This is a genomic window from Brevibacterium marinum (genome assembly GCF_011927955.1).
GTDB lineage: Bacteria > Actinomycetota > Actinomycetes > Actinomycetales > Brevibacteriaceae > Brevibacterium > Brevibacterium marinum.
This window is the reverse complement of sequence record NZ_JAATJN010000001.1, coordinates 65,222-87,552: the sequence shown is the minus strand read 5'-3', so window position 1 is coordinate 87,552 and position 22,331 is coordinate 65,222. Positions and strand designations below refer to the sequence as shown.

The 22,331-nt window shown below is 63.9% G+C and carries 24 protein-coding genes; 14 read left to right on the top strand and 10 right to left on the bottom strand.

The window, feature by feature from the left end; all coding sequences use genetic code 11:
• Positions 1–85: 85 nt before the first annotated feature.
• On the bottom strand, positions 86–367 hold the full coding sequence (locus BKA07_RS19100; protein ID WP_245161779.1) for a hypothetical protein: 282 nt from the start codon (positions 365–367) through the stop codon (positions 86–88).
• Here BKA07_RS19100 and BKA07_RS19865 point away from each other — a divergent pair.
• The gene (locus tag BKA07_RS19865; RefSeq protein WP_425339302.1) at positions 314–625 is read left to right on the top strand and encodes an FAD-binding protein; all 312 of its coding nucleotides are present in this window, start codon (positions 314–316) and stop codon (positions 623–625) included. The two genes, BKA07_RS19100 and BKA07_RS19865, sit on opposite strands and share 54 nt — an antisense overlap.
• Here BKA07_RS19865 and BKA07_RS00380 read toward each other — a convergent pair.
• From BKA07_RS00380 to BKA07_RS00370, 3 genes are all read right to left on the bottom strand, one after another.
• Entirely contained in the window at positions 594–860 is a 267-nt protein-coding gene (locus tag BKA07_RS00380) for a hypothetical protein (RefSeq protein ID WP_167949131.1), read from the bottom strand. The two genes, BKA07_RS19865 and BKA07_RS00380, sit on opposite strands and share 32 nt — an antisense overlap.
• Before the next feature lie 381 nt (positions 861–1,241).
• Positions 1,242–1,805 (bottom strand): hypothetical protein, encoded by a 564-nt coding sequence (locus BKA07_RS00375; protein WP_167949130.1) that lies wholly within the window; start codon positions 1,803–1,805, stop codon positions 1,242–1,244.
• Positions 1,802–2,011 carry a helix-turn-helix transcriptional regulator gene (locus tag BKA07_RS00370; protein ID WP_167949129.1) on the bottom strand — a complete coding sequence of 70 codons (210 nt, stop codon included), beginning with the start codon at positions 2,009–2,011 and terminating at the stop codon, positions 1,802–1,804. The genes BKA07_RS00375 and BKA07_RS00370 overlap by 4 nt, the downstream gene beginning before the upstream one ends.
• Positions 2,012–2,211: 200 nt before the next feature.
• Here BKA07_RS00370 and BKA07_RS00365 point away from each other — a divergent pair, with 200 nt between their 5' ends.
• From BKA07_RS00365 to BKA07_RS00350, 4 genes are all read left to right on the top strand, one after another.
• Positions 2,212–2,883, top strand: coding sequence for a GntR family transcriptional regulator (locus BKA07_RS00365; RefSeq protein WP_167949128.1), 672 nt, complete (start codon positions 2,212–2,214; stop codon positions 2,881–2,883).
• 147 nt (positions 2,884–3,030) lie between these two features.
• Positions 3,031–4,191, top strand: a complete 1,161-nt coding sequence (locus BKA07_RS00360; RefSeq protein WP_167949127.1) for an MFS transporter — start codon at positions 3,031–3,033, stop codon at positions 4,189–4,191.
• Positions 4,192–4,322: 131 nt separating this feature from the next.
• Complete coding sequence (locus BKA07_RS00355; protein WP_167949126.1) at positions 4,323–4,685, top strand: MmcQ/YjbR family DNA-binding protein; 363 nt, start codon at positions 4,323–4,325, stop codon at positions 4,683–4,685.
• 66 nt (positions 4,686–4,751) lie between these two features.
• Positions 4,752–6,260 (top strand): replication-associated recombination protein A, encoded by a 1,509-nt coding sequence (locus BKA07_RS00350; protein WP_342448945.1) that lies wholly within the window; start codon positions 4,752–4,754, stop codon positions 6,258–6,260.
• Between the two features lie 181 nt (positions 6,261–6,441).
• On the opposite strand, the gene BKA07_RS00345 is transcribed toward BKA07_RS00350, so the two are convergent.
• Positions 6,442–7,668 carry an MFS transporter gene (locus BKA07_RS00345; protein ID WP_167949125.1) on the bottom strand — a complete coding sequence of 409 codons (1,227 nt, stop codon included), beginning with the start codon at positions 7,666–7,668 and terminating at the stop codon, positions 6,442–6,444.
• 277 nt (positions 7,669–7,945) lie between these two features.
• Here BKA07_RS00345 and BKA07_RS00340 point away from each other — a divergent pair, with 277 nt between their 5' ends.
• Positions 7,946–8,992: an LCP family protein gene (locus tag BKA07_RS00340; protein ID WP_167949124.1), complete on the top strand. Its 1,047-nt coding sequence runs from the start codon at positions 7,946–7,948 to the stop codon at positions 8,990–8,992.
• A 231-nt stretch (positions 8,993–9,223) separates the two neighbouring features.
• Here the strand turns inward: BKA07_RS00340 and BKA07_RS00335 are convergent, their stop codons facing one another.
• The 3 genes from BKA07_RS00335 to BKA07_RS00325 form a co-directional block, all read right to left on the bottom strand.
• Complete coding sequence (locus tag BKA07_RS00335) at positions 9,224–9,685, bottom strand: hypothetical protein (protein ID WP_167949123.1); 462 nt, start codon at positions 9,683–9,685, stop codon at positions 9,224–9,226.
• A gap of 436 nt (positions 9,686–10,121) precedes the next feature.
• Positions 10,122–11,330 (bottom strand): MFS transporter, encoded by a 1,209-nt coding sequence (locus BKA07_RS00330; protein WP_167949122.1) that lies wholly within the window; start codon positions 11,328–11,330, stop codon positions 10,122–10,124.
• Positions 11,330–11,893 carry a helix-turn-helix domain-containing protein gene (locus tag BKA07_RS00325; RefSeq protein ID WP_167949121.1) on the bottom strand — a complete coding sequence of 188 codons (564 nt, stop codon included), beginning with the start codon at positions 11,891–11,893 and terminating at the stop codon, positions 11,330–11,332. Before BKA07_RS00325 ends, BKA07_RS00330 begins: the two co-directional genes overlap by 1 nt.
• Positions 11,894–11,951: 58 nt before the next feature.
• On the opposite strand from BKA07_RS00325, the gene BKA07_RS00320 reads away from it, so the two are divergent.
• Both BKA07_RS00320 and fdxA read left to right on the top strand, forming a co-directional pair.
• Positions 11,952–13,079, top strand: coding sequence for an aminotransferase (locus BKA07_RS00320; protein ID WP_167949120.1), 1,128 nt, complete (start codon positions 11,952–11,954; stop codon positions 13,077–13,079).
• Positions 13,080–13,278: 199 nt separating this feature from the next.
• Positions 13,279–13,611 carry a ferredoxin gene (gene fdxA / locus BKA07_RS00315; protein WP_101573299.1) on the top strand — a complete coding sequence of 111 codons (333 nt, stop codon included), beginning with the start codon at positions 13,279–13,281 and terminating at the stop codon, positions 13,609–13,611.
• A 28-nt stretch (positions 13,612–13,639) separates the two neighbouring features.
• Here fdxA and pgm read toward each other — a convergent pair whose 3' ends face one another.
• The gene (gene pgm / locus BKA07_RS00310; protein ID WP_167949119.1) at positions 13,640–15,322 is read right to left on the bottom strand and encodes a phosphoglucomutase (alpha-D-glucose-1,6-bisphosphate-dependent); all 1,683 of its coding nucleotides are present in this window, start codon (positions 15,320–15,322) and stop codon (positions 13,640–13,642) included.
• Between the two features lie 254 nt (positions 15,323–15,576).
• Here pgm and glsA point away from each other — a divergent pair, with 254 nt between their 5' ends.
• A complete protein-coding gene (glsA, locus tag BKA07_RS00305) occupies positions 15,577–16,581 on the top strand; it encodes a glutaminase A (RefSeq protein WP_425339344.1) in 1,005 nt (334 codons plus the stop codon).
• A gap of 42 nt (positions 16,582–16,623) precedes the next feature.
• On the top strand, positions 16,624–18,246 hold the full coding sequence (locus BKA07_RS00300) for an MFS transporter (protein ID WP_342448943.1): 1,623 nt from the start codon (positions 16,624–16,626) through the stop codon (positions 18,244–18,246).
• A gap of 30 nt (positions 18,247–18,276) precedes the next feature.
• Here BKA07_RS00300 and BKA07_RS00295 read toward each other — a convergent pair whose 3' ends face one another.
• Entirely contained in the window at positions 18,277–18,603 is a 327-nt protein-coding gene (locus tag BKA07_RS00295; RefSeq protein WP_167949117.1) for a rhodanese-like domain-containing protein, read from the bottom strand.
• A 236-nt stretch (positions 18,604–18,839) separates the two neighbouring features.
• Between BKA07_RS00295 and BKA07_RS00290 the strand changes: the two genes are divergently transcribed.
• From BKA07_RS00290 to BKA07_RS00275, 4 genes are all read left to right on the top strand, one after another.
• Positions 18,840–19,139 (top strand): hypothetical protein, encoded by a 300-nt coding sequence (locus BKA07_RS00290; protein ID WP_167949116.1) that lies wholly within the window; start codon positions 18,840–18,842, stop codon positions 19,137–19,139.
• A gap of 90 nt (positions 19,140–19,229) precedes the next feature.
• Positions 19,230–20,423: an FAD-dependent oxidoreductase gene (locus tag BKA07_RS00285; RefSeq protein WP_167949115.1), complete on the top strand. Its 1,194-nt coding sequence runs from the start codon at positions 19,230–19,232 to the stop codon at positions 20,421–20,423.
• A gap of 77 nt (positions 20,424–20,500) precedes the next feature.
• Complete coding sequence (locus BKA07_RS00280; RefSeq protein ID WP_342448942.1) at positions 20,501–21,352, top strand: ABC transporter permease; 852 nt, start codon at positions 20,501–20,503, stop codon at positions 21,350–21,352.
• Positions 21,345–22,172 carry an ABC transporter ATP-binding protein gene (locus BKA07_RS00275; protein WP_167949113.1) on the top strand — a complete coding sequence of 276 codons (828 nt, stop codon included), beginning with the start codon at positions 21,345–21,347 and terminating at the stop codon, positions 22,170–22,172. Before BKA07_RS00280 ends, BKA07_RS00275 begins: the two co-directional genes overlap by 8 nt.
• Positions 22,173–22,331 lie beyond the last annotated feature (159 nt).

Below are 22,331 nucleotides of genomic sequence, written 5' to 3'. Positions count from 1 at the left end.
GAATCATCCCGCTGCAACACGACGATTCAGCACTCCGGGTGTTGAGCGGTGACGATAGATCCGCTGTAACGAGATGTTTCGGCACTCACAGGGTGATGTTGAGGCGGGCCAGGATCTCCTCGTCGGCGATGACCTCCACGGAGGACACCCTGTCCTGGGTGAATCGGAACAGGTAGATCGCATGGACCACCTCGTCGGCGAGGTATGCGGCGGCCGGGATTTCGACGAGGCCCACCGTCCGTGGAATCGCGCCATCGACCAAGACGTTCTCGCCGTCGTCGAAGCCGCTGACGTCGACGACATCATCGGCCTCGTGAAGTTCGCCCGGGGATCCGACCAATCCATCGCCATCCAGCCGAGCGGTCACGGTGCGACCGGACGAGCGAGCGGCGCGATACTGTTGCGAACAGCCCGACTCAACGAGGTCGTCATCGACCCCGAACAGCGCACGGCATCGATCGGCTCGGGGGTCAAGACCGGAGAGCTGCAGGAGACCGCCGCCCTCTGGTGCGGCTTCGTCGGCTCAAGGAGGAGTGAGATCCGAACGCGGTCTTCCGCGGGAACTTCAGCATCTTCGAGTGACCCGGCAGCTTTCACGCTGCGAGTGCGCGCTTCCAATCCGTGACCAAATCGACGAGGACGAGTCCCGTGATGAATGCGGGGAGGGTCGCCACGAGCCCTATGCCGAAGAGTTCAATGCCCGCATCGGAGGCATCTTTCGCTAAGAGGACCCCGGTGACTGTCAGTGCTGAGGCTCCCCAGGCTGAACCGACGAGTGTGCCGGGAACTCGTGGCAGGGCCTTCGTCAGCATTCCGAGTACGAAGCTGACGGCGATGGCGCTCCAGATGATTGATTCCACATTGATCACATGACCGAGTACCCAGACCGTGGGCGCTCGTGCATGTCCTCCAGTCGACTGCTCGGCATTGAGCGCCTGAACGGCGCCGAGCACTACATTAGCCGACAAGGGGCGGTGGAGGCATTTCAGACGGCGGATACCTCGTCCGCCCACGACGAGGCCGCTCACAGCCCCGCGGCCCGGCGGCCCCGCGGCCCGGCGGCCCGGCGGCCCGGCAACCCCGCAGCCCCGGGGCCCGGCAGGCCCCGCTCCGGATGGTCACAGGCAACTGAGCCGTCGAAGGCGGGCAACTGCACACTCCCGGCCTCCGCTCGCATCGCCTACATCTGCCGCCGGATCACCCCGCTGCAGAGGGTGGTTTTGCTGCTGGCGATGCGGGGTTCAGTCCTCGTCCTCGATCTCGGAAGCTCGTTCGGCTTCGATGCGGGCCTGTTTGAGCTTGCGTTGGCGAGAGATTGTCATCGCCAGGATGGCAATGATCACTCCCACGAGCCCGCCGATCACGATTGAACTCCCACTGGCGCTTTCCACGCTCGACCCCAGACCTGCTGCGACCAGTGGGTGCCCGGTGGTCTGATGGAACCCGATGGCAATTACCCAAGCGATGGCGAACGCTCCACATGCAAGGTAGGAGATGACGAGACGCCTCGGTGCGGCGCGTGCCGTCGCGAGCTCGAAGTCGACGCCTTCGCGTTTGCAGTAACTGGATACGGCGAAACTCAGCACCGATGAGCCGAATATCAGAGGGATGGTCCAGAATCCTGCCCCGATGACAGCGAAGAGAACAGCGAGGGCAAGGAAGACGAACATGGAGATGACAGAGCCGAACATGTACGCCCGGAGGATGACGTCCCGCTCGCGCTCGTCACCCATCGACGGATCGTCGAGTCCGGCGATCCTGTCGGCCAGTGCGTTGGGCTTGGCCGCATTGTCAGTGTTGGTCATGATTCCTCCTGAAGCGAGAAGATCTCTTCCACTGTCGTCTCGAGAGCCTTGGCGATCCGCAGTGCCAGGTACACGCTGGGCGCGTAGTCGCCGCGCTCGGTGGCGATGATGGTTTGGCGTGATACGCCCGTGAGTTGAGCAAGTTGAGCCTGTGTGAAGCCGGCCGCCTTGCGGATCTGCTTGAGGCTCGAGGTCTGAACTTCCATTTCGCCTCCTCAAGCCTGCTGCCTGATGCCAATGGTGCAATGTCAACGATTCTTTACATATAAAAGTAAAGCATTCTTGACATGTCTATGTCAAAGATCGTTGACATCTATCTGTCTGCCACCCAGTACCCTTCCGAGGCCAGGGAGCGTCCCTTGCGTTTGATGCATCTATCAATGCATGCATCTGTTAGCGTTGAGGCATGAACGATCTGCTGACGCTCCCGTGGGAAAGCACCGACGAGACTTCCCCGATCGCTGCGCGAATGGCTGCGTGGGCCGCACGCGAGGTCATCGAGCAGCGCTACGAGCCCGGCCGACTCCTCACCGAAGCCGACCTCGCCGAGGCGCAGCGGGCCAGTCGGACACCGGCGCGTGAGGCGATGCTCCAGCTTGAGCGATGGAGGCTTGTCCATCTCGTGCCGAAGAAGGGCGCTCTCGTGACCACGGTGACGCGCCACGAGCGCCGGGATCTGCTTGCCGTGCGTGCGATGTTCGAGATCGACGCCGTCCGAGCGCTCAACGGTGACAGCGAATTCGCACCTCTGGCGGCAGACCTGCGCACACTCCTCGACCAGCAGCGCGCAGCACTCGAGGCCGCCGATTCCCTCGACTTCGCCAGCGCCGACTACGCCTTCCATGCCCGCATCATCCGCAGCGGAGGCAACAGCGTCGTCGACGAAATGCTGACCACGATGGGACCGCGCCTGGCCCGCCTGACCTACCAGGCCGTCATCGACAGCCCGAACCCACTCGACACGCTCTTCGACGAGCACGCCGAACTCACCGACCTGGCCGAACGCGGCGATGCCTCGGGCTTCGGGAAGGCCGTCCGCCAGCACATCACGGCCTCGCACTTCCCCCAGAACCAGTGACAAACACTCACCCCGGAATCGCCAGCAATGACTTCAGAACCGACCACTGACACCGCAGAACCCCGGACAGTCAGAGCAGAGACTCCAGCAGCGTCAACCCCAGAGCCCCACCGCCGAGGCGGTGCTTGGCTTCGCGTCGTCCCCGCAATGTTCCTGCTCGCCTGGGGTGGCAATCACTTCACTCCTCTCGTGCACATGTACGAAGCCGACGGCGGCTACGCGGTCTGGCAGGCGAACCTGCTGCTGGGCATGTACGTCGGTGGACTGGTTCCGGGGCTCCTGGTCGCCTCGGCGCTGTCGGATCGTCGCGGACGCAAACCGATCCTCATAGTCGGTACGATCGCCGCGCTCATCGGCAGCCTTCTCCTCGGCGTCGGCTTCGACCTCTTCTGGCTGCTGTGCATCGGCCGCGTGCTCGCCGGGGCCGGCGTGGGCGTGGCCATGTCCGTGGGCACGAGCTGGATCAAGGAGCTCTCGGCTCCGCCTTTCGACCACACAGCCGGGATCACGGCCGGCGCTCGCCGGCCCGCGCTGACGCTGACTGTGGGATTCGCGATCGGCGCTGCGGTCACCGGGTGCCTGGCACAGTGGGGGCCACTGCCCGAGGTGATTCCCTACGCGGTCCACGGTCTGCTGTCGATCGTCGCTCTGCTCATCGTGTCCACCGCACCGGAGACGCTGACGAAGGAACGACAGTCGAACCAGCACTGGTGGCGCGGCCTGCGGATTCCACTCGTCGGTCACCGGACCTTCATCAGGCTCATCATCCCCGCTGCCCCGTGGGTGTTCGCCGCCGCGGGCGTCGCCTATGCGGTGATGCCGGCGCTCGTCCAGGAACAGCTGGGGGAGTGGACGACCCTGTACGCGACGGTGCTCACCGTCGTCACTCTCGGAGCCGGAGCGATGGTGCAGAATCTCGTTCCGCGCATCAATCGGTGGACGGGCGGACGTGCTCTGGTCGTCGGACTCACCCTCATGACCATCGGCATGGGCCTCGCAGTCGTGGCGGCGCTGGTCGCCGACCCGATCCTCGCGTTCGTCGTCGCAATCGTGCTCGGCGTCGCCTACGGCATCTGCGTCGTAGCCGGCCTGGTGATCGTCCAGGCCATCGCCGAGCCGAAGGACCTGGCCGGAATCACCGGCGTCTACTACTCGCTGGCCTACTCCGGGTTCCTCCTGCCCACGGTGCTCGCCGCCCTGCTGCCGGTCATGGCCTACAGCGTCTCGCTGGGGGCAGTCGCGCTGGTCAGCCTGCTCAGCCTCGGCGCAGTGGCGCTGGCGTCGTCCCGGTCAGCTTCGAAGAAGTAGAATCCGGCGCCCACGACGGACCAGATCCCGGCCGCCGACGTGACGACCGTCTCCGCCGTGGTCTTGTGGCCCCAGGTATCGTTTCTCAGAGGACAGGTTGGTCCGGAACCGCGCCGGCGAAGGAGAACATCGTGAGCCTCAGTGGCCGCAACATCCAGCACAGGGCCCGGGAGGTCGCGAACGGCTTGGCGGCCACCGGCAGCGGCTACCCGTTCACGGAGCACTTGCAGGTGTGGAAGGTCGCAGGGAAGGTGTTCCTGATCGTGACGGAGGATGACCCGGAACTGGAGATCATCACCGTCAAAGCCGAACCCCACCACGGTGATGCTCTGCGGCGCGAGCACGACTCGATCATACGGGGGCATTACCTCGACAAAGACCACTGGATCTCCATCGGATCCGGCGCAGGCATCACCCCAACCGTGGTCGACGAACTCGTCCAAGACTCCTATGACCTTGTCCGGGAGCAGCTGCCGCTCAAGGACCGCCCATAAGAAGACAACCACCGCCGCTCCAGGCTGTGAAGATTGAGCCTGAGCCATGAAGATGGAGGTGACATCGTGAGCCAAGAACCACCGTCCTTGTTCGAGCCCGATGACGTGGGGCGCCCTTTGGCCGATCGTCTGCGTCCGGAGTCTCTCGAGGATGTCATCGGTCAAGATCATCTCCTCGGTGATGACGCACCGATTGGTCGAATGGTCGCCGAGAGCAGGCTGGTCTCGATGGTGCTGTGGGGGCCGCCAGGTTGTGGGAAGACAACCATTGCAAGGCTGCTGGCCGAACGCACCAACCTCGTCTTCGAATCGGTCTCGGCGACCTTCTCCGGTGTCGCCGAACTTCGCAAAGTCTTCCAGTCGGCTGTCAAACGGCGCGAGATCGGTCAGGGCACGATGCTGTTCGTCGACGAGATCCACCGCTTCAACCGCGCACAGCAGGACTCCTTCCTCCCCTACGTGGAGGACGGCACGGTCGTGCTCGTCGGCGCGACCACGGAGAACCCCAGCTTCGAGCTCAACTCCGCATTGCTCTCGCGCTGCCAGGTCTTCGTCCTCAAACGTCTCGACGAGGAGACGCTGACCACGCTCATCTCACGGGCCGAAGAGACCACGGACCGAGAACTGCCGCTTGACGCGCAAGCACGGGATGCTCTGGTGGCGATGGCCGACGGCGATGGCCGCTACCTGCTCAACCTCATCGAACAACTCCAAACTGTCAGCGGGACACTCGACGCTTCTGGCCTCGTCGATCTGGTCCAACAGCGCGCACCGATCTACGACAAGGCCCAGGAGGGGCATTACAACCTGATCTCAGCGCTGCACAAGTCAATGCGCGGCTCAGACCCCGACGCGTCGCTGTATTGGTTGGCACGAATGCTCGAGGGCGGAGAGGATCCCCTCTACATCGCCCGGCGCCTGGTCAGATTCGCCAACGAAGACATCGCGATTGCCGATCCGCAGGCCGTCCAGCAAGCACTGGCCGCATGGGATGTGTTCGAGCGGCTCGGCTCCCCGGAAGGGGAACTGGCGATCGCCCAAGCCGTCGTCTACCTCGCGACTGCTCCGAAATCCATCGCCGTCTACCGTGGGTTCAACGCGGCAAAGAAGCTCGCGAAACAGACCGGCTCTCTCATGCCTCCGGCAAATATTCTCAATGCCCCGACCAAGCTGATGAAGAACCTCGGCTACGGCGAGGCCTACGAGTATGATCCGGACAGGCCAGGCGGGTTCTCCGGTGCGAACTATTTCCCCGAGGATATGAAACCGGAGAGAGTGTATCGGCCCACCGACAATGGTTACGAGCACGTCGTTGCGCAGCGGCTGTCCGAATGGGATCGGATGCGTGCAGAAATACGTGGGCAGGACGAACGCACCGGCAACGAGCGGTCCGACGATGCGCAGCGCGGCAGTGCGGGCTCCGACGAGGGGCAGGTCGACGATGCGCAGCGCGGCGATGCGGGCCCCGACGAGGGGCAGGCCGGCAACGGACAACGCGGCGACGACCAGCGCGGCAACGGACAACGCGGCGACGACCAGCGCGGCGAGAGGCAGTCTGACGAAGGCGAGAGATGAGTGAGGCGACGGAGTGTCGACGTGCATGGTCGAGATGTGCATCGTTGCTGCTGCCCGCGCATGCCCGCACGCCCTACAGTCAGCGCTGACTTCTACCGCTGCAGCGGGGCGTTTTAGCACTCACGGTGCCGAGTGTATCCCTCCCGCAAGCCTGAGCCGTGCTGCCCAGCCCCAGCACCCGTCACTCGCGCAGGGCGTCCTTCCGCAGCCGGGCTTCGTGGCTGGACCGCGAAGGGTTGAGGCGCCTGAGCAGCGAGAGGGCCAGGATCGCTCCGAGGATCACGCACCCGGCGGGCAGCAGCATGGCGGTCTTGGCGTTGTGCGTGTCGATGATGTTCCCGGCGATGGCCGAGCCGAAGGCGACGCCGAACGCCAGTGAGGTCCCGAGCCACGCGAACGCTTCGGTCAGCCGCCGGGGCGGGGCCAGCTGCTCGACCACGGAGTTCGCGCCGATGAGGCTCGGGGCGATGGTCGACCCGACGAAGAAGAGCAGCACGCCGAATGACCACATATCCTGAGCCAGCAGCATCAGGCTGACGGTCACGGCCAACAGCGACACCGCGATGCCGAACCGGTGGTGGCTGGGAGTGGTCCAGGTCTTGGCTCCGTACAGGGCGCCGCACAGCAGCGAGCCGAAGGCGAGGGCGCTGAGCAGCAGACCTGCCAGCGACTTCACCCCGAGCTCTTCGGAGAAGGCCACGGCGATGACGTCGATGGCACCGAAGTTCACTCCGAGGAACACATTGACGATGATGATCGCGAAGATGCCGGGATTGGACACGACATGCCCTTTGGCCTCGCCGCTGCGTTCGATCGGCGGTGGTTCCGTTGCCTTCTGGATGTAGAGCAGGGTCGACCCGACCGCAGTGGAGATCATCGACAGGATGATGCCCGCGGGTGCCCACACGGCCGTGGCGAGGACGGTGGCCACGACTGGTCCGGAGACGAAGAGCAGCTCATCGGCCACGGACTCCCAGGAGAAGGCGGTCTGGAGCTGATTGGGGCTGTCGACGGTGTTCGACCACCGGGAACGGACCAGTGAGCCGACGGAGCCCACGGTGGCTCCGCCGACGCCGGCGAAGACGAGCAGCAGTCCCACCCACCAGTCCTGGTAGACGCTGACGATGAGCAGGGTCAAGGCGACCAGGTGCACGATGACGATGGGCACCATCACCCGGGACTGGCCCAAGCGGTCGACCATGCGAGCGATCCCGGGGCCCGCCAGAGCCTGGACGACCATGAAGACGGCGGCGACGATGCCCGCCATTCCGTAGGAGCCGCTCACGCCTTGGATGAAGAGGACGATTCCCAAGCTCAGAACTGCGATGGGCATGCGCGCAACCAGCCCGGCCAGGGAGAACTTGAGGGCACCGGGAAGAGACAGAATTTCCCGATAGTTGTTGAACACCACAGAAGTCTACCCAGCGCACGCGACGACCACCATATGGATACGGCGCCATTACCGGTGAGTCGGGTCACCTCGGCGAGGGAGGGGTGAGGCAGATGCGAGGGAAATGGGAGGGGTATGAGAGCAGGCGAGAGGGGCACGGCGGCGGGTCGGAGGGCCCCAACCCCGCGAGGTCGTCGAACCGTCCTGGGGACTGTGACAATCACTATATAATTGCTGGGATTGCAAACCTCTCCCGCCGGCGGTCCCGCCGCATTGACTGAAACCCGGAGTGCCGATGACGGACAACAGCAGTTTCGATGACCTGCTCGACAGCCAGGACGAGCGATCGCAGCGCCCCCGACGCAAGAAGAAAGTGTGGCGCAAGGTCCTCGTCGTCGTGCTCGTCATCGTCATCCTCGGCGTCCTCGGCGTCGGCATCTACCTGTGGAACGTCGGCAGAACGTTCGACCAGAATGCCAATAAGCTCACCGATGAGCAGATCTTCGGCACCCAGCGTCCCGATGACCGGAAGGAAGACGGCGGAACGAACATTCTGCTGCTGGGCTCCGACGAATCGATGGACGAGGTCGACGTCAATGACTCCCGCGGGCTGCGCTCGGACACGATCATGGTCATGCACCTGCCCGAGGACGGTTCGAAGGTCCAGATCATGTCGATCCCGCGTGACAGCTGGGTCGACATCGAGGGCTACGGCAAGGCGAAGATCAACGCCGCACTCTCCTACGGCGGACTGCCGCTGGCCGTGTCCACGGTCTCGGACTTCATCGGCACCGACCTCGATCACGTGGCGATCATCGACTTCGACGGCTTCAAGGCCCTGACCGACAGCCTCGGCGGGGTAACGGTGCACTCGGAGCAGAGCTTCGAGAAGAACGGGTACACCTTCACCCAGGGAGAGAACCTCCTCAACGGCGACGAGGCGCTGACCTTCGTGCGCGAACGCAAGTCCTTCAAGGACGGCGATTTCCAGCGCGCCCGCAACCAGCAGGCCTTCATCAGGGGGCTGACCAGCGAGATCATCTCCGCCGATACACTGTCGAACCCGATGAAGATCCAGGACATGGTCGAGGACTTCTCCCCGTACATGTACGTCGACTCCGGCCTCGACGCCCAGTACATCTCCGCCACGGCCTTCGACATGCGCGATGTCCGCCCCGGTGACATCGAGTTCTTCACCTCCCCGACGGCGGGCGTGGGAACCTCGCCCAACGGTCAGTCGATCGTCAACGTCGACGAGGAGGAGCTGGGCAAGGTCCAGGACGCGTTCCAGAACGACACCCTCGACGAGTACGTGAAGAACGCCCCGGAGTCGCACCTGTAGAACCCTGCGGTTGATGACAGTTCTAAGCCCCGCCCTGGGTCAGTAAGTAGCGCAACACCCGCCGTGTGCGAGCCGCATCGCCTCCGCTGGTGAGAGGCGCTTGGCACCCGCTAGTTAAAGGTGTATAGGTCCAGTACAAATGACGTACCTATGCACGTACGGCAAGCGGTTAGTGCGCTCTCGTCGATATGCCGCGGCGTCGTCCTCGCGTTCGCGCCGCGCCCATTGACATCAGTCGGTGAACTGGACTTTGTGCACCCCGTGGGGTTCGCCCCATTCTCCGCCGTTAGAGACGGCTTCGTTGGCAACGCCGACGGACATCTTCTCCCCGGTGACGGTGTTCTCGTAGTCGACATATATCGTCCCGGCGGCCCCTTCGCTGCCCGTCTGTACCCAATGGGTTGCATTCTCATTGCCGTGGTCGGACAGGACGCCGACGACGTGCGGGGAGGCGAAGGCTTCGACCCGGTCGGTGTTTCCCGCGCCCCAGGCTCTGACGAGCTCATCGGCGTAGCGGACGGTGTCGGTGGGAAAGTGGACCGATTGCGGTTGGACGTCTGCGGCTGTCGCCGCTGCGGGTGATGGAGTCGCCAGGGCGGGACCAGCGGCGAGGCCGAGGCCCGCGACCGCGGCGAAGCCTGTGACCGTGGCGATTCCCGCGGCTGCTGCGCGATTGCGAATGGTTGTCTTCATTTCGTCGATCCTTCTTCTTTGAGAGGTGTCTTCTTCGAGTGATGCCACCGGGCAGGGGACATATCGTCGACGCGGTCCAGTATCGCGATCGCGCTTGAAGTCAGGACCACATCGGCTGGGAGGAAGCTCGGAAGATGTTACGGAGTGAAAACGAGTTCTTTGCAGTTGTGCGGCATGGGGTGTCTCAGCTGTGACACGGCCCCCGCCCGGCAATGGTCCATGCCCGATGGGTCGGTGCCATTGGGCCCGCGTCGGATCAGACCGAGCAGTGCCGAACGGTCGTCCCCGTGCGTCGTTTGCGACGATTTCGTCCGAACAGTGATGCTCGATCGTGATCCGGCCTCGCCGAGGTGGCCCACCATGACCGTTGACAGTGCAGACCAGCAGTTGTTGCGCCGTCCAAGATTCGAATGAGCTGAGACGTCTCGGTCCCGGCTCACCCCAACGCCACCACGCCACGTCTCCGCCGCCCTCGCGTGAAGTACACACCGGCCAACACCGTTGCGATGGCGAGCAGTCCGAGGGCCCCGACGAGCGCCGCTGTCAGCCCGAGCAGCGCGAGCAGCCCGCTGGTGGCCATGATCCCCAGGGCGTTCGTCGTGCGCAGCAGTGCGAACATCTCTGCCCGCCGCTCCTCGGGTGCAAGGGCGTCGAGGGCGAGGAGATAGAAGGTGTCGAGCATCGGCAGGAACCATCCGACGATGAGAGCCCCGGTCAGTGTCAGCCCGATATGCCCGTCGACGAGGAGCAGTGCGAAGGCGACCGTGGTGATGGCGAAGAAGGATACGACCTTCCAGCGCCCTGGCATGCGGTTGCGGATGCTCACCCACACTCCGCCGAGGACGGAGCCGATGCACATCGCCAAGGCGAACAGGAACGCCCAGGCCGGGCTCAGCCCGAACGACAGGGCGAAGGACACCGCGCCCACTTCGATGCCCGCGATTGAGGCCCCCGTCGCGCCCGAGGCGAACAGCCAGATCCAGACAGCACCAGGCACGGGAGCCCGACGTCTCGAACGCAGCGCAGCAGGTGCCGACCGTGGCTCGGGGATGCTGGGCATGAGCAGCATCGGCCCAGCGCCGAGGATTGTCACAGCAGCCATGGCTGCGACCGGTGACCACGCCCCGAGCAGTGAGGCCAGGACAGGTGATGCGGCGAATGCGATCTCATTGAGAGTCGCGGCGATCCCCAGGGCACGCGGCATCCCTGACGGTTCGACGAGGTGATTGAGCAGTGTCCGCATGTAGCCGTAGGCGGCGCCGTTGACCAGACCGGCCACGACGACGGCGATCATCAGGGAGCCGAACGGTGCCGAGACCGCGGCCAGGACCGTCACGGCGAGCAGGCCGAGGGTTCGGAAGGAGATGAGCGTGCGCAGGTAACCGACGCTGCCGAATCGCCGGCCCAATCGGGTGATGGGCACCGAGCCGAGGATCTGCGCCGCCGTCATCGCGAAGACGAGGCCGGCCCCTGACTCGGCGGACCCGGTGAGCGGCAATGCGAGGAGGGCGAAGGCGATGGGTGCCGCCGCCTGCGGAACGCCGAAGGTCCCGTACCCGATCTGCCAGCGCAGCACGTTCACGCGCGAACGTGAGGCGCTGCGCTTGCCCGGTGGCTGCGGCGTTTCGGCCGGAGAGTTCTCCATCAGGCGCCGATGACGACCCTGATGAAGTCGACCGAGTCGTCGTCACCGGCTGTGTATGAGTACGACCGGTCGGTCGAGATCCGAGTCGACGTTCCAGCATCAAGCGTCCGTGTCTCGCCGGCAAGGCACAGTACGAGCTCCCCGGACAGGATGTGGAGGATCTCCTCGGCTCCGGTGCGATCGGCTTCAGCCTGATACCGCACGCTCGGTCCCAAGTGCCACCGCCACAGTTCGGTGCCCGGAACCGAGGACGCGCCGAGGATGTACGCGGTGCTTCCGCGAGGACCCTCCCACGCCAGAGTGTGACCGCCATCCGCATCCAGCGGGCTCCGCTCGGCCAGTGCCAGATCGGCAAAACTGGTCCCGAGGGCATGGGCGATCCGGTCGATGGTCGCCAGGCTCGGGTTCGCCTGGCCCAATTCGATCTGAGTGAGCATGCGCCGGCTCAGCGACGCCTCGTCGGCAAGCCGTTGGATGGTCCATTCCCGCCCCTTGCGAAGCTCGCGGACCCGACTTCCGACGCGATCGAGGAAGGTCTGGATGCGGGCGCTCATCGTTGACATAATGAGCACTATACTGCACTCTGATCTGAGCACTATATTTCTCGAATGAAGGATTCCCATGGCCCGTATTGACGAGTTCGCTGTCGAGCAGTGGATGAATGCCCATGAGGAGTCGTGCCGGTACAACCTCGCCGAAACGTGCGTGCGATCGCTGACCGTGGACGAACTCGTCGAGCTCACCGGCGAAAAGGCGGCCTTCTGGGACGACCTCGGAAGAACCCGGCTGACCTATGGCCCGATCATCGGCAGCCCGCGGCTGCGCGAGCTCGTGGCAGGCCTCTACGACGACGAGAGCGCCGACGATGTGATGATCACTCACGGAGCGATCGGAGCCAATGCCCTCGTCTATTCGGTGCTGGTCGAGGCCGGCGATCATGTCGTGACCGTCGTTCCGACCTACCAGCAGCATTACTCGATCCCACAGAGCATGGGCGCCGAGGTTGACCTCGTTCACCTGCGAGCCGCCGACGACTGGCTGCCGCGCACTGAGGAGATTGCTGCCGCAGTGAGGCCGACGACGAAGGTCATCGCGCTCAACAACCCCAATAACCCCACCGGCGCCCTCATCGCGCGCGAGCAGCTCGAAGCCATCGTCGAAATTGCCCGTGAAGCCGGCGCCTGGGTGGTCTGTGACGAGGTGTATCGCGGGGTCGACCAGAACGGCGACGGGTTCACCGTCTCCGTCGCCGACCTCTACGAAAAGGGAATCTCGACCGGCAGCATGTCGAAGTCCTTTGCTTTGGCAGGGCTGCGCCTGGGGTGGATCCTCGGACCCCGCGACTTCCTGGACGCCGTCGCGATCCATCGTGATTACACCACGATCAGCGTCGGGCGCATCGACGATGCGCTCGCCGTCGTGGCATTGGAGAACCGAGACACGGTCCTCGAACGCTCACACCGGATCACCCGTGAGAACCTCGCGATCGTCGACGACTGGGTGAGTTCGCGTGAAGACCTCAGCTATGTGAAGCCGCAATCGGGAACCACAGCTCTCATCCGCTACGACGCGGACATCGGCTCCTACGACTTCTGCACCCGGCTGCTGGAGGCCGCCGGGGTCATGTTCACTCCCGGCGACGCCTTCGACATTCCGAAGACCTTCCGGATCGGCTTCGCCGACGACAAGGAGGTGCTCACGACCGGATTGGAGCTGACCGGGGAGTTCCTCAACAGTCTCGGGAATTGAACGAAGCAGACGAGAGTCCCGCACCAGATCAGTCTGGAGCAGGGCGTCGTCAACCCCTCGCCGAGGTGGTTCTTCGTTCCCGTCGAACGTGACCGAGACCATATGGCGACTGGGTTCGAAAGCCTAGAGTGGGCCCTGAAGTCCATTCCATACGTCACTCAGAGGAAGTGGACGATCCGAGCAGAGAGCGGAGGCCCGCATGACCTATGTGATCGCGCAGCCGTGCATCGACGTCAAGGACAAGTCGTGTGTCGATGAATGTCCTGTCGACTGCATCTACGAAGGCGAACGCAGTCTCTACATCCATCCCGACGAATGCATCGACTGCGGTGCCTGTGAACCGGTCTGTCCCGTCGAGGCGATCTTCTACGAGGATGATGTCCCGGAGGAGTGGGCGGACTATTACACCTACAACGTCGAGTTCTTCGACGAGCTCGGTTCCCCGGGAGGCGCGGCGGGTCTGGGCAACACTGGCCGAGACCACTCGGCCATCGCCGCTCTGCCACCCCAGAACCAGGACGTCGAACTGTGAACAGTCGGTGGCTGGGAGGCTTCTTCGGTCATCGAGTCCCGGGCGAGCCCTGAGGCGTATTCGGTCCGGGGTGCTCCAGCACCCCATCCACCAGCGTCCGCGCATCGTGCTGGACGGCCCGCAGGTGGTCCTCGTCGCGCAGCGACTCCGCGTAGATCTTGTACACGTCCTCCGTGCCGGAGGGTCTGACAGCGAACCAGGAGTTCTCGGTCGTGACCTTGAGGCCGCCGATGGGTGCATTGTTTCCCGGCGCCGAGGTGAGTGTCGAGGTCACAGGTTCACCGCCGACGGTCTTCGCCTTCACCTGGGAGGCCTCCAGCGAACCGAGCTTCGCCTTCTGCTCGCGGGTGGCCGGGGCGTCCTGGCGGGCGTAGACGCTGGTGCCGAAGTTCGCGGCCAGTCCCGCATAGCGCTGGGAGGGAGTCTGTCCGGTCTTCGCTGTCATCTCGGCGGCCAGGAGGGCCATGATGATGCCGTCCTTGTCCGTTGACCAGACCTTGCCGCTGCGACGCAGGAACGATGCTCCCGCGGACTCCTCCCCGCCGAATGACAGTGTCGAGTCGAGCAGACCGGGCACGAACCATTTGAACCCGACGGGAACCTCGAACAGGCGGCGGTCATGGGCGGCCACGATGCGGTCGACGATCGAGGAGGTGACCAGCGTTTTGCCGATGCCGGCGCTAGATGACCATTCCGGCCGATTGTCGATCAGGTAGTCGATCGCGGTCGCCAGATAGTGGTTGGGGTTCATCAGGCCCGCGTCGGGGGTCACGATGCCGTGACGGTCGGCATCGGCATCGTTGCCGGTGGCGATGTCGAAGTCGCTGCGGGAGGCGATGAGCCCGGCCATGGCGTAGGGGGAGGAGCAATCCATGCGGATGTTCTCGTCCCAGTCGAGGGTCATGAAAGACCAGGCGGGGTCGATCTCCGGGTGGACGACCGTGAGATTCAGGTCGAAGTCCTCGGCGATCGCGGCCCAGTAGTCGACGCTGGCTCCGCCCAGGGGGTCCGCACCGATCTCGATGCCGGAGCTGCGGATGACGTCGAGATCGATGACCGATTCGAGGTCTTCGGTGTAGTTGGCGATGAAGTCGAAGTTCTCGGTGTTCTCCAGGTGGAAGGCGCGTTGGAACCCGGTCCGCGGGATCTTCTCCCACCCGGCTTCGAGGTAGGCGTTCGCACGTTCGGCGATCCACGTCGTCGTCTCCGAGCCTGCCGGTCCGCCGTGGGGCGGATTGTACTTGATGCCGCCGTCGGACGGCGGATTGTGGCTGGGGGTGACGATGATGCCGTCGGCCTGAGGCTCGGATGCGGACTTCCCGGCGTTGAAGCCGAGGATCGCGTGGGAGAGCACCGGGGTGGGCGTGAAGCCGTCGCGCTCGTCGATGAGCGCGTCAACCTCGGCGGCGGCGAGGACCTCGAGGACCGTGAGGAACGCGGGTTCGCTGAGCGCGTGGGTGTCACGGCCCAGGAAGATGGGGCCGTGGATGCCCTGGTTCTTGCGGAAGTCGACGATGGCGGCAGTGATCGCTGCGATATGGGCCTCGTTGAACGCACGGTTGAAGCTCGAGCCGCGGTGCCCCGAGGTTCCGAAACTCACGGCCTGAGCGGGCACGGAGGGATCGGGGACGAGGTCGTAATACGAGTCGAGCAGTGCGGGGATGTCAACGAGATCCCGATCCTGGGCCAGCTGGCCGGCGCGAGTAGTCATGCTTCTACCTTGCCAAACCCGAACCGATGCACACAGTCCTGGCGTCTCAGTTCTTGCATCGTGGACGAACACGGGTGGTGAAGTGGGAGCGCAACGTGTGCAACCTGTTCACCAGCAGTCTGGCCTGGTGGTCGGGTGATGACTTCGGGAGGCGATCCGCGGTCTATCCAGGAAACGTCCAGAAAGCTAAGCTGAAACGACACGACGCGGACAACGCGTTCTGTCGGATCCTGCTGACCGAAGAGGTGATCGGATTGTTCGAGGGCGAACCGAGCGAAGCAGAGCAGCGTGCCTTCACCGGTGATCTTCCCTCCGTATCGGCGACCGCACGGACCATCGCCGAGGCTCACCGACGTTACCGTGGTCTCGACGACGGCGACATCGCCGATTACATCCCCGTCCTCGCTGAGGCCGATCCCAGCTGGTTCGGCCTCAGCCTCGTCGATACCGGCGGTGAGGTCCACGAGGCCGGTGACGTCGAGATGACCTTCTCCATCCAATCGATCTCCAAGGCCTTCGTCTTCGCCCTCGTCTGCCAGGCCCGCAGTCACGAATTCGTCCACGAGCGCATCGGGGTCAACAACACGGGGCTGCCCTTCAACTCGGTGATGGCCATCGAACTCAATGACGGCAGTCCCATGAACTCGATGGTCAACGCCGGCGCGATCGCCACATCGGCACTCGCGACCGGTGAGACCCCTGCAGAGAAGTGGGAGACCATCCGCACCGGGCTCTCCCGGTTCGCGGGACGCAGCCTCGACCTCGACGGACGCGTCTACCGCTCCGAGATCGAGACCAACCAGCGCAACAAGGCGCTGGCCAGACTGTTGGAGAGCTATGGGCGCATCATCACCGACCCCTTGGACAGCGTCGACATCTACACCCGCCAATGTTCGCTGTCCGTGACCGCCCACGACCTCGCCGTCATGGGGGCGACCCTGGCAGACGGGGGCGTGAACCCTCTGACTCGCGAACGCGTGGTCGCCGCCGAGGTGGCCCGTGACACCCTCGCCCTGCTGGCCTCGTGTGGGATGTATGAGAACAGCGGCGAATGGCTCTTCGAGATCGGTCTGCCCGCGAAGTCCGGGGTCTCGGGCGGGATCGTCGCCATCGCACCGGGCAAGGCGGCGATCGGCGCGTTCTCACCGCGCCTCGACTCCGCCGGCAACAGTGTCCGGGGTCAGCGAGCCTGTTTCGACCTCGCCCGCACGCTGGGAATGAACCTCTTCGCGTCGACCCCAGAATCACCGCCTCGCTGACAACTATGCGCTGACCTCGTCACCCCACTGAAAGGAAATGCCGTGTCCGCTGCACCCGCCCCTTCCGATCACGTCGAGGACCGTGCATCCTGGACACCGATGATCGGGCTGTTCCTCGCCCAGGTCCTCATGTCCTTCAACGTCGCAGCCCTGCCGATCTCGTTGGGCGGAATGGTCGAGGACTTCGGTGTCGCGCCCACCGTCGCCTCGTCGACGATCGTCGTCTACGGACTCGCCGTCGCAGCCCTTGTCATGACCGGTGCGAAGCTCGGCCAGCGAATCGGCTGGGTCGTCATCTTCCGCATCGTCCTCATCGTGTTCGCCGGATCATCGCTGCTGATGATCTTCTCGCGCACGGTGGCCTGGGCTATCGCCGGGCAGATCCTCGCCGGTGCCGCCGCGGCCATCATCGTCCCCGCTCTCGTCGCGCTCATCGCAGAGAACTACCGGGGCTCTCAGCAGGCGGCGGCGGTGGGGTCCCTCGGTTCGGCACGTGCGTTCTCCGGCATGAGCGCATTCCTCATCGGCGGAACACTGGGCACCCTGGTCGGCTGGCGGCCGATCTTCTTCATCACCCTCGGACTGGCCGTCATCGTCTTCGCACTCAGCTTCAAACTGCGTTCGGACAAAGGTGATCCCACGATCCGCATCGACCTCGTCGCCTCGGTGCTCATCGGCGGTGCGATCGTGCTGCTGACGATGGGATTCAACAATCTCAACGCCTGGGGGATCGTCAGTGCCGAGGACGGTGCTCCGTTCTCCATCGCAGGTCTGTCCCCGGCACCGGTCTTCGTCGTCGTCGGAGTCGTCCTCGGCCAGGCCTTCTTCATGTGGACGCGTCGGCGCGTCGCCAAGGGGAAGGTGCCGCTGGTCGACATCAGCGTCTTGGCCAGGCCCACCGAACGTGCCGCCGTGTACGCCATGTTCGTCATCGTCGCGATGGAGGCCGCGGTGAACTTCACTGTGCCCACCTACATCCAGGTCGTGCAGGGGCGCACCCCGTTCGACACCTCGATGGCGATGCTTCCTTTCAACCTCACGGTCTTCGTCACCGCTACTCTGATCGTGCGGTTCTACAAGCGCTATTCTCCCCGCACGATCGCTCTCTTCTCCTTCGGCCTGACCACCGTGGCTTTGGTGTGGTTGGCCTTCGTGGTCACGAACAACTGGGAGACCCTGCCGACGATCCTCGGACTGATCGTCTTCGGAATCGGCCAGGGGGCGCTCGTGACCCTCGTGTTCAACGTCCTGGTCACCGCGGCTCCGAAGCATCTGGCCGGGGACGTCGGCTCGATCCGCGGGACTGCCCAGAACTTGGCCTCGGCTGTCGGCACAGCGGTGATGGGTGCCGTGCTCGTCACGACGCTGAGCGCCGGGATCACCGGTGCGGTCGAGGACCATCCGGAGCTGCCCGAGGAGCTCGTGGCCCAGGTCGACCTCGACAACATCAACTTCACCAGCAACGACGAACTCAAGGAGGTCCTCAGCACCACCACCGCGACACAGGCTCAGATCGACGAGGCGGTGGAACTCAACGCCCAGCAGCGTCTGCGTACCCTGAAGCTCGGATTCCTCATCCTGGCCGGCATCAGCGTGGCCGCGGCACTGCCGGCTTCACGTCTGCCGAAATATCGCCCCGACGAGATCCCGGATCCTGCGAAGTAGTCGCCAGGTGGGACCGCACTCAAGGCTGATTCACTTCACCCAGGGCTCGTCGTCGGTCTCTGACACGATCGGCTTGCCGTTGTCGAGGTTCCAAGAGCCCATGCCGCCGGTGACGTTGTAGGCGTCGAAGCCGTTGTTCGTCAGCCAGGCCACGGCACGGTGGGAGCGACCGCCGGTGCGGCAGATGACGTACATGTCGTCATCGAGAGGCAGGTCGTCGAGGCGGGTGGGCAGTTCTCCCAGCGGCACGTGCACCGCACCATCGATGTGCCCGGCCTCCCATTCGTCGTCCTCGCGGACGTCGATGATGGCGGCACCCTCGGGGATCTCATTCACGGAGACTGATTCTTCATCCATGCCTTCAGTCTAGACATCAGCACTTTCACTGTGCACCCCACCGCGACTGTCCACCCGACACTGCGGTGGTGCCCGTTGACACCGTCGCCGAGGTGGTGCGGCACGTCCCGCAGCGACCCCCACCGCGACCTCCTTGTGCCGACAGGGGCTGTTGCTCGGCAGTGGCACGTGTGACAATGACCGAACAGTCGACCACACGACTGAGGAGCAATGGATCGTCAGTGAAAGGATCGATGATGAGCAGAGACACACGCGACGAGTCGGGCGGCGAGAAGAAGGCGCGCGATGTTGCGGAGAAGCTCGACAAGACGGCCGAGCCGCTGGCCGGCACCTCGCAGCTGCACTCGCATGCGCAGGTCGGCTATACCGAGGAGGACGTCGAACGTCGTGCCGGTGAGGCGGCTGCAGAGGAGGGCGTGAGCCTGTATCGCAACCCGGACGGCTCGCATACCGCCATCGACGAATCCGCTGCCGAGGAATTCGTGGCCGAGGACCCCGCCCGACGCGCCGACGAATCCGCAGACGACGAGGAGTAGACGACGGTCGAGCCCAACGACGGCAAGCTGCTCGCCCACCCGGTCGGCCGCACGACTGGCACCATGCGACTCCAGGACTAGCATGGAGACATGACCAAGCGGATCGTCATCATCGGTGCAGGCCTGGCCGGAACCACTGCCGCCCGGGAATTCAGTGAACGCGGACAGGCGGTCACACTCGTCGACCCTGCCGCGGGCCGGACCAGCGAAAGGCCGCCCCTCTCGAAGCACCTCTTCGACGGCTCCCGGTACCACCTGCCCTTCCACCTCGAGTCCAATGAGCACATCACCTTCGTCCGTGACCGGGCCACGGAGATCACCCTCGACGAGGCGGGTGTGGGCGGCACCGTCCACCTGGCCACGGAGGAGACCCTGGACTTCACCCACTGCATCCTCGCCACTGGGATGGAGGCCAACCGACCCGAAATCCCTCAGTACCCGGATGCGCTTCCGGTCTACAACCTCGGCGAGGCCGAATGGATCCGCGAGCTGGTCGCCGAATCCAGCGCACCGCTCAACGTCGGCGTCCTGGGCTCCGGGTATCTGGGGATGGAGGTCGCGACCTCTGCGGTCGCAGCCGGACACGAGGCCACCGTCTACCTGCGCGGTGGCGAACCTCTGCGCAAGCAGCTTTCGGCACCCGTAAGGCAGGCTCTGTTCGCCAACCATCAGAAAGCGGGTGTGAATTTCGTCGCCCACACGAGCAGCCCCGACGAAATACCGGAGAACACCCACAACTTGTTCGTCACCAGTGTCGGCGCCCGACCGATCGTGATCCCCGTCGACGGTGACCGCCCCGCCGAGGCATGGGAGGTGAATGAGAAATTGGCAACATCTCACCCCGGCATCTGGGCGGCAGGCGATTGCGCACTCATCACCGATGGACCTTACGCACTCGACCATCCCTGGGCCTGCGAACCCGTGGCAGAAAGTCACGGCAGGTACCTCGCGGAATCACTGAGTGCCGAAGGCGACGAGGCCGCGGAACCGTTGTCCGACGTTCCCTGGCACTGGAGTTTCCAAGGCCCCGAGAAGGTCTTCACTGCAGGCCTGACCAGCCCCGATGCCACCGACACCATCATCAGGCACGACCCGAGCGGCACGAAGTTCCAGGTCTTCCACTTCGACGGAATAGAGCCCGAGGCCAGGCTCGTCGGCGTCGAAACACTCAACTGGCCACCGATGCAGGCCGCCGCTCGTCGAGTACTCGCCGGTAATAACATTCCGAGCCGGGCCCAGATCGACGACCCCGATTTCGACTTCAAGGCTCACAGTCGACTGTGAGAATGGGCTACTCCCATCACGTAGACTTCCTGTGTTCGACTCCCAGCCGCCGACGAGAGAAACTTCTGTACATGGATATGGCTAAGCTAGCTGACGAGCACGGGCTCGGCAGAGTCGGCGGGCGGCCGTCACTGCCGCAGTACGTCAAGCAGCTGATCACTCGCAGCGACTTCACCTTCTCCCTTGCGAAGTACAAGATGCAGAGCGAGAACGAACGCAACCGGCTCGGCATGCTCTGGGTGCTGCTGAGGCCCGCGTTCTCGGCGCTCATCTACGGCACGGTCTTCGGCGTCATCATGCAGGGCGCGACTGCGCGCCCACCAGACTTCGCTCCATTCGTCGTCATCGGCGTCTTCGTCCTCGAATTCTTCAACACCTCGATGAACGGTGGCGCGAAGTCGATCATTTCGAACGCCTCGCTCGTCCAATCCCTGCCGTTCCCGCGCATCGTGCTGCCCATCGCCACGGTGTTTCAGAATCTTCTGAATTTCATTCCCACTTTCATCTTCATGGCGATTCTGGTCATGCTGTTCGGCGCCCGTCCTGACTGGGATTGGTTCCTCTTCATTCCATTGGTCATCCTGTTCTGGATCTTCAATCAGGGCGTAGCGTTCATCTTCGCCCGCGTCACGGTCCACTTCCGTGATCTGTCCCAGGTCACTCCATTCATTTCACGGTTGATCTTCTACACCTCGGGCGTGTTCTTCGAGCTCAAGACTATGGTCGAGAAGATCAACCCGGCTCTGCAGCCGTTCGCCGATTGGCAACCGCTGAATAACGTCCTTGCCATTGCCCGCGGCATCCTGATGAAGGGTCGTGATGTTCCCTACGACTACTTCTGGCACCTGTCCATTTGGGCGTTCGGCATCTTCATCATCGGCTTCGTCTTCTTCTGGCAGGCCGAGGAAAGGTACGGTCGCGATGAGTGAGCAGAGCGAGACTGAGCAGACCGATATTGAGCAGGAAACGCACGACACAGGCGGTCTCCCGGACGTCACGAAGAACAATCCTCCGGTGGTCGTCTGCGACAACGTGCACGTTCGCTATAAGACCATGGCCACGGGCAAGAAGCTCAAACTCGGCGGTGGCGGAGGACTGCTCAATCGTCAGCACGGGCTCCAAGAAGTCCATGCGCTCAAGGGTGTCAGCTTCGTCGCGCACAAGAACGAATCGATCGGCGTCATCGGCAGCAACGGCTCTGGAAAGTCGACGCTCATGCGCTCGATCACGGGCCTGACACCCACCTCGGAAGGTGCGATCTACGCGAACTCGAGGCCGAACCTCCTCGGCGTCGGTGCCGCTCTGATCCCGGATCTCTCCGGCGCCCGCAACATCGTTCTCGGTTCGCTGGCCCTGGGCCTGACCCGCCCGCAGATTGAGGAGAAGTTCGACGACATCGTCGAGTTCACCGGGCTCGAGGATTTCATCGACCTGCCGATGCGCACGTATTCCTCGGGCATGTCCCAACGTCTGAAGTTCGCCATCGCAACCTCGGTTCAGCACGAGATCCTCATCGTCGACGAGGCACTCAATGTCGGTGACAAGAAGTTCCGCGACAGAAGTGAGGGGCGGATCCGGTCGATTCGCGAGAATGCCGGTACGGTCTTCCTCGTTTCCCATTCGATGCGATCCATCAAGGACACTTGTAACCGTGCACTGTGGATCGAGAAGGGCGTCCTGCGCGCGGACGGGCCTGCCGCGGACATCATCAAGGAATACCAGAACTTCACCAAGTCGGAGAAGACCTGACTGCCCGAAACATCAATCTCATGTTTCGTTTCACATCGACATATCTGACATCTGAACGTGTCAGATGTGACGGTGCGTATGTGCCTTCGCGTCGCTGCCTGTGAAGCCATGACCTCCGACGATGGCATTGACAATTGCGCGATCGCAGGAGAAGACTGT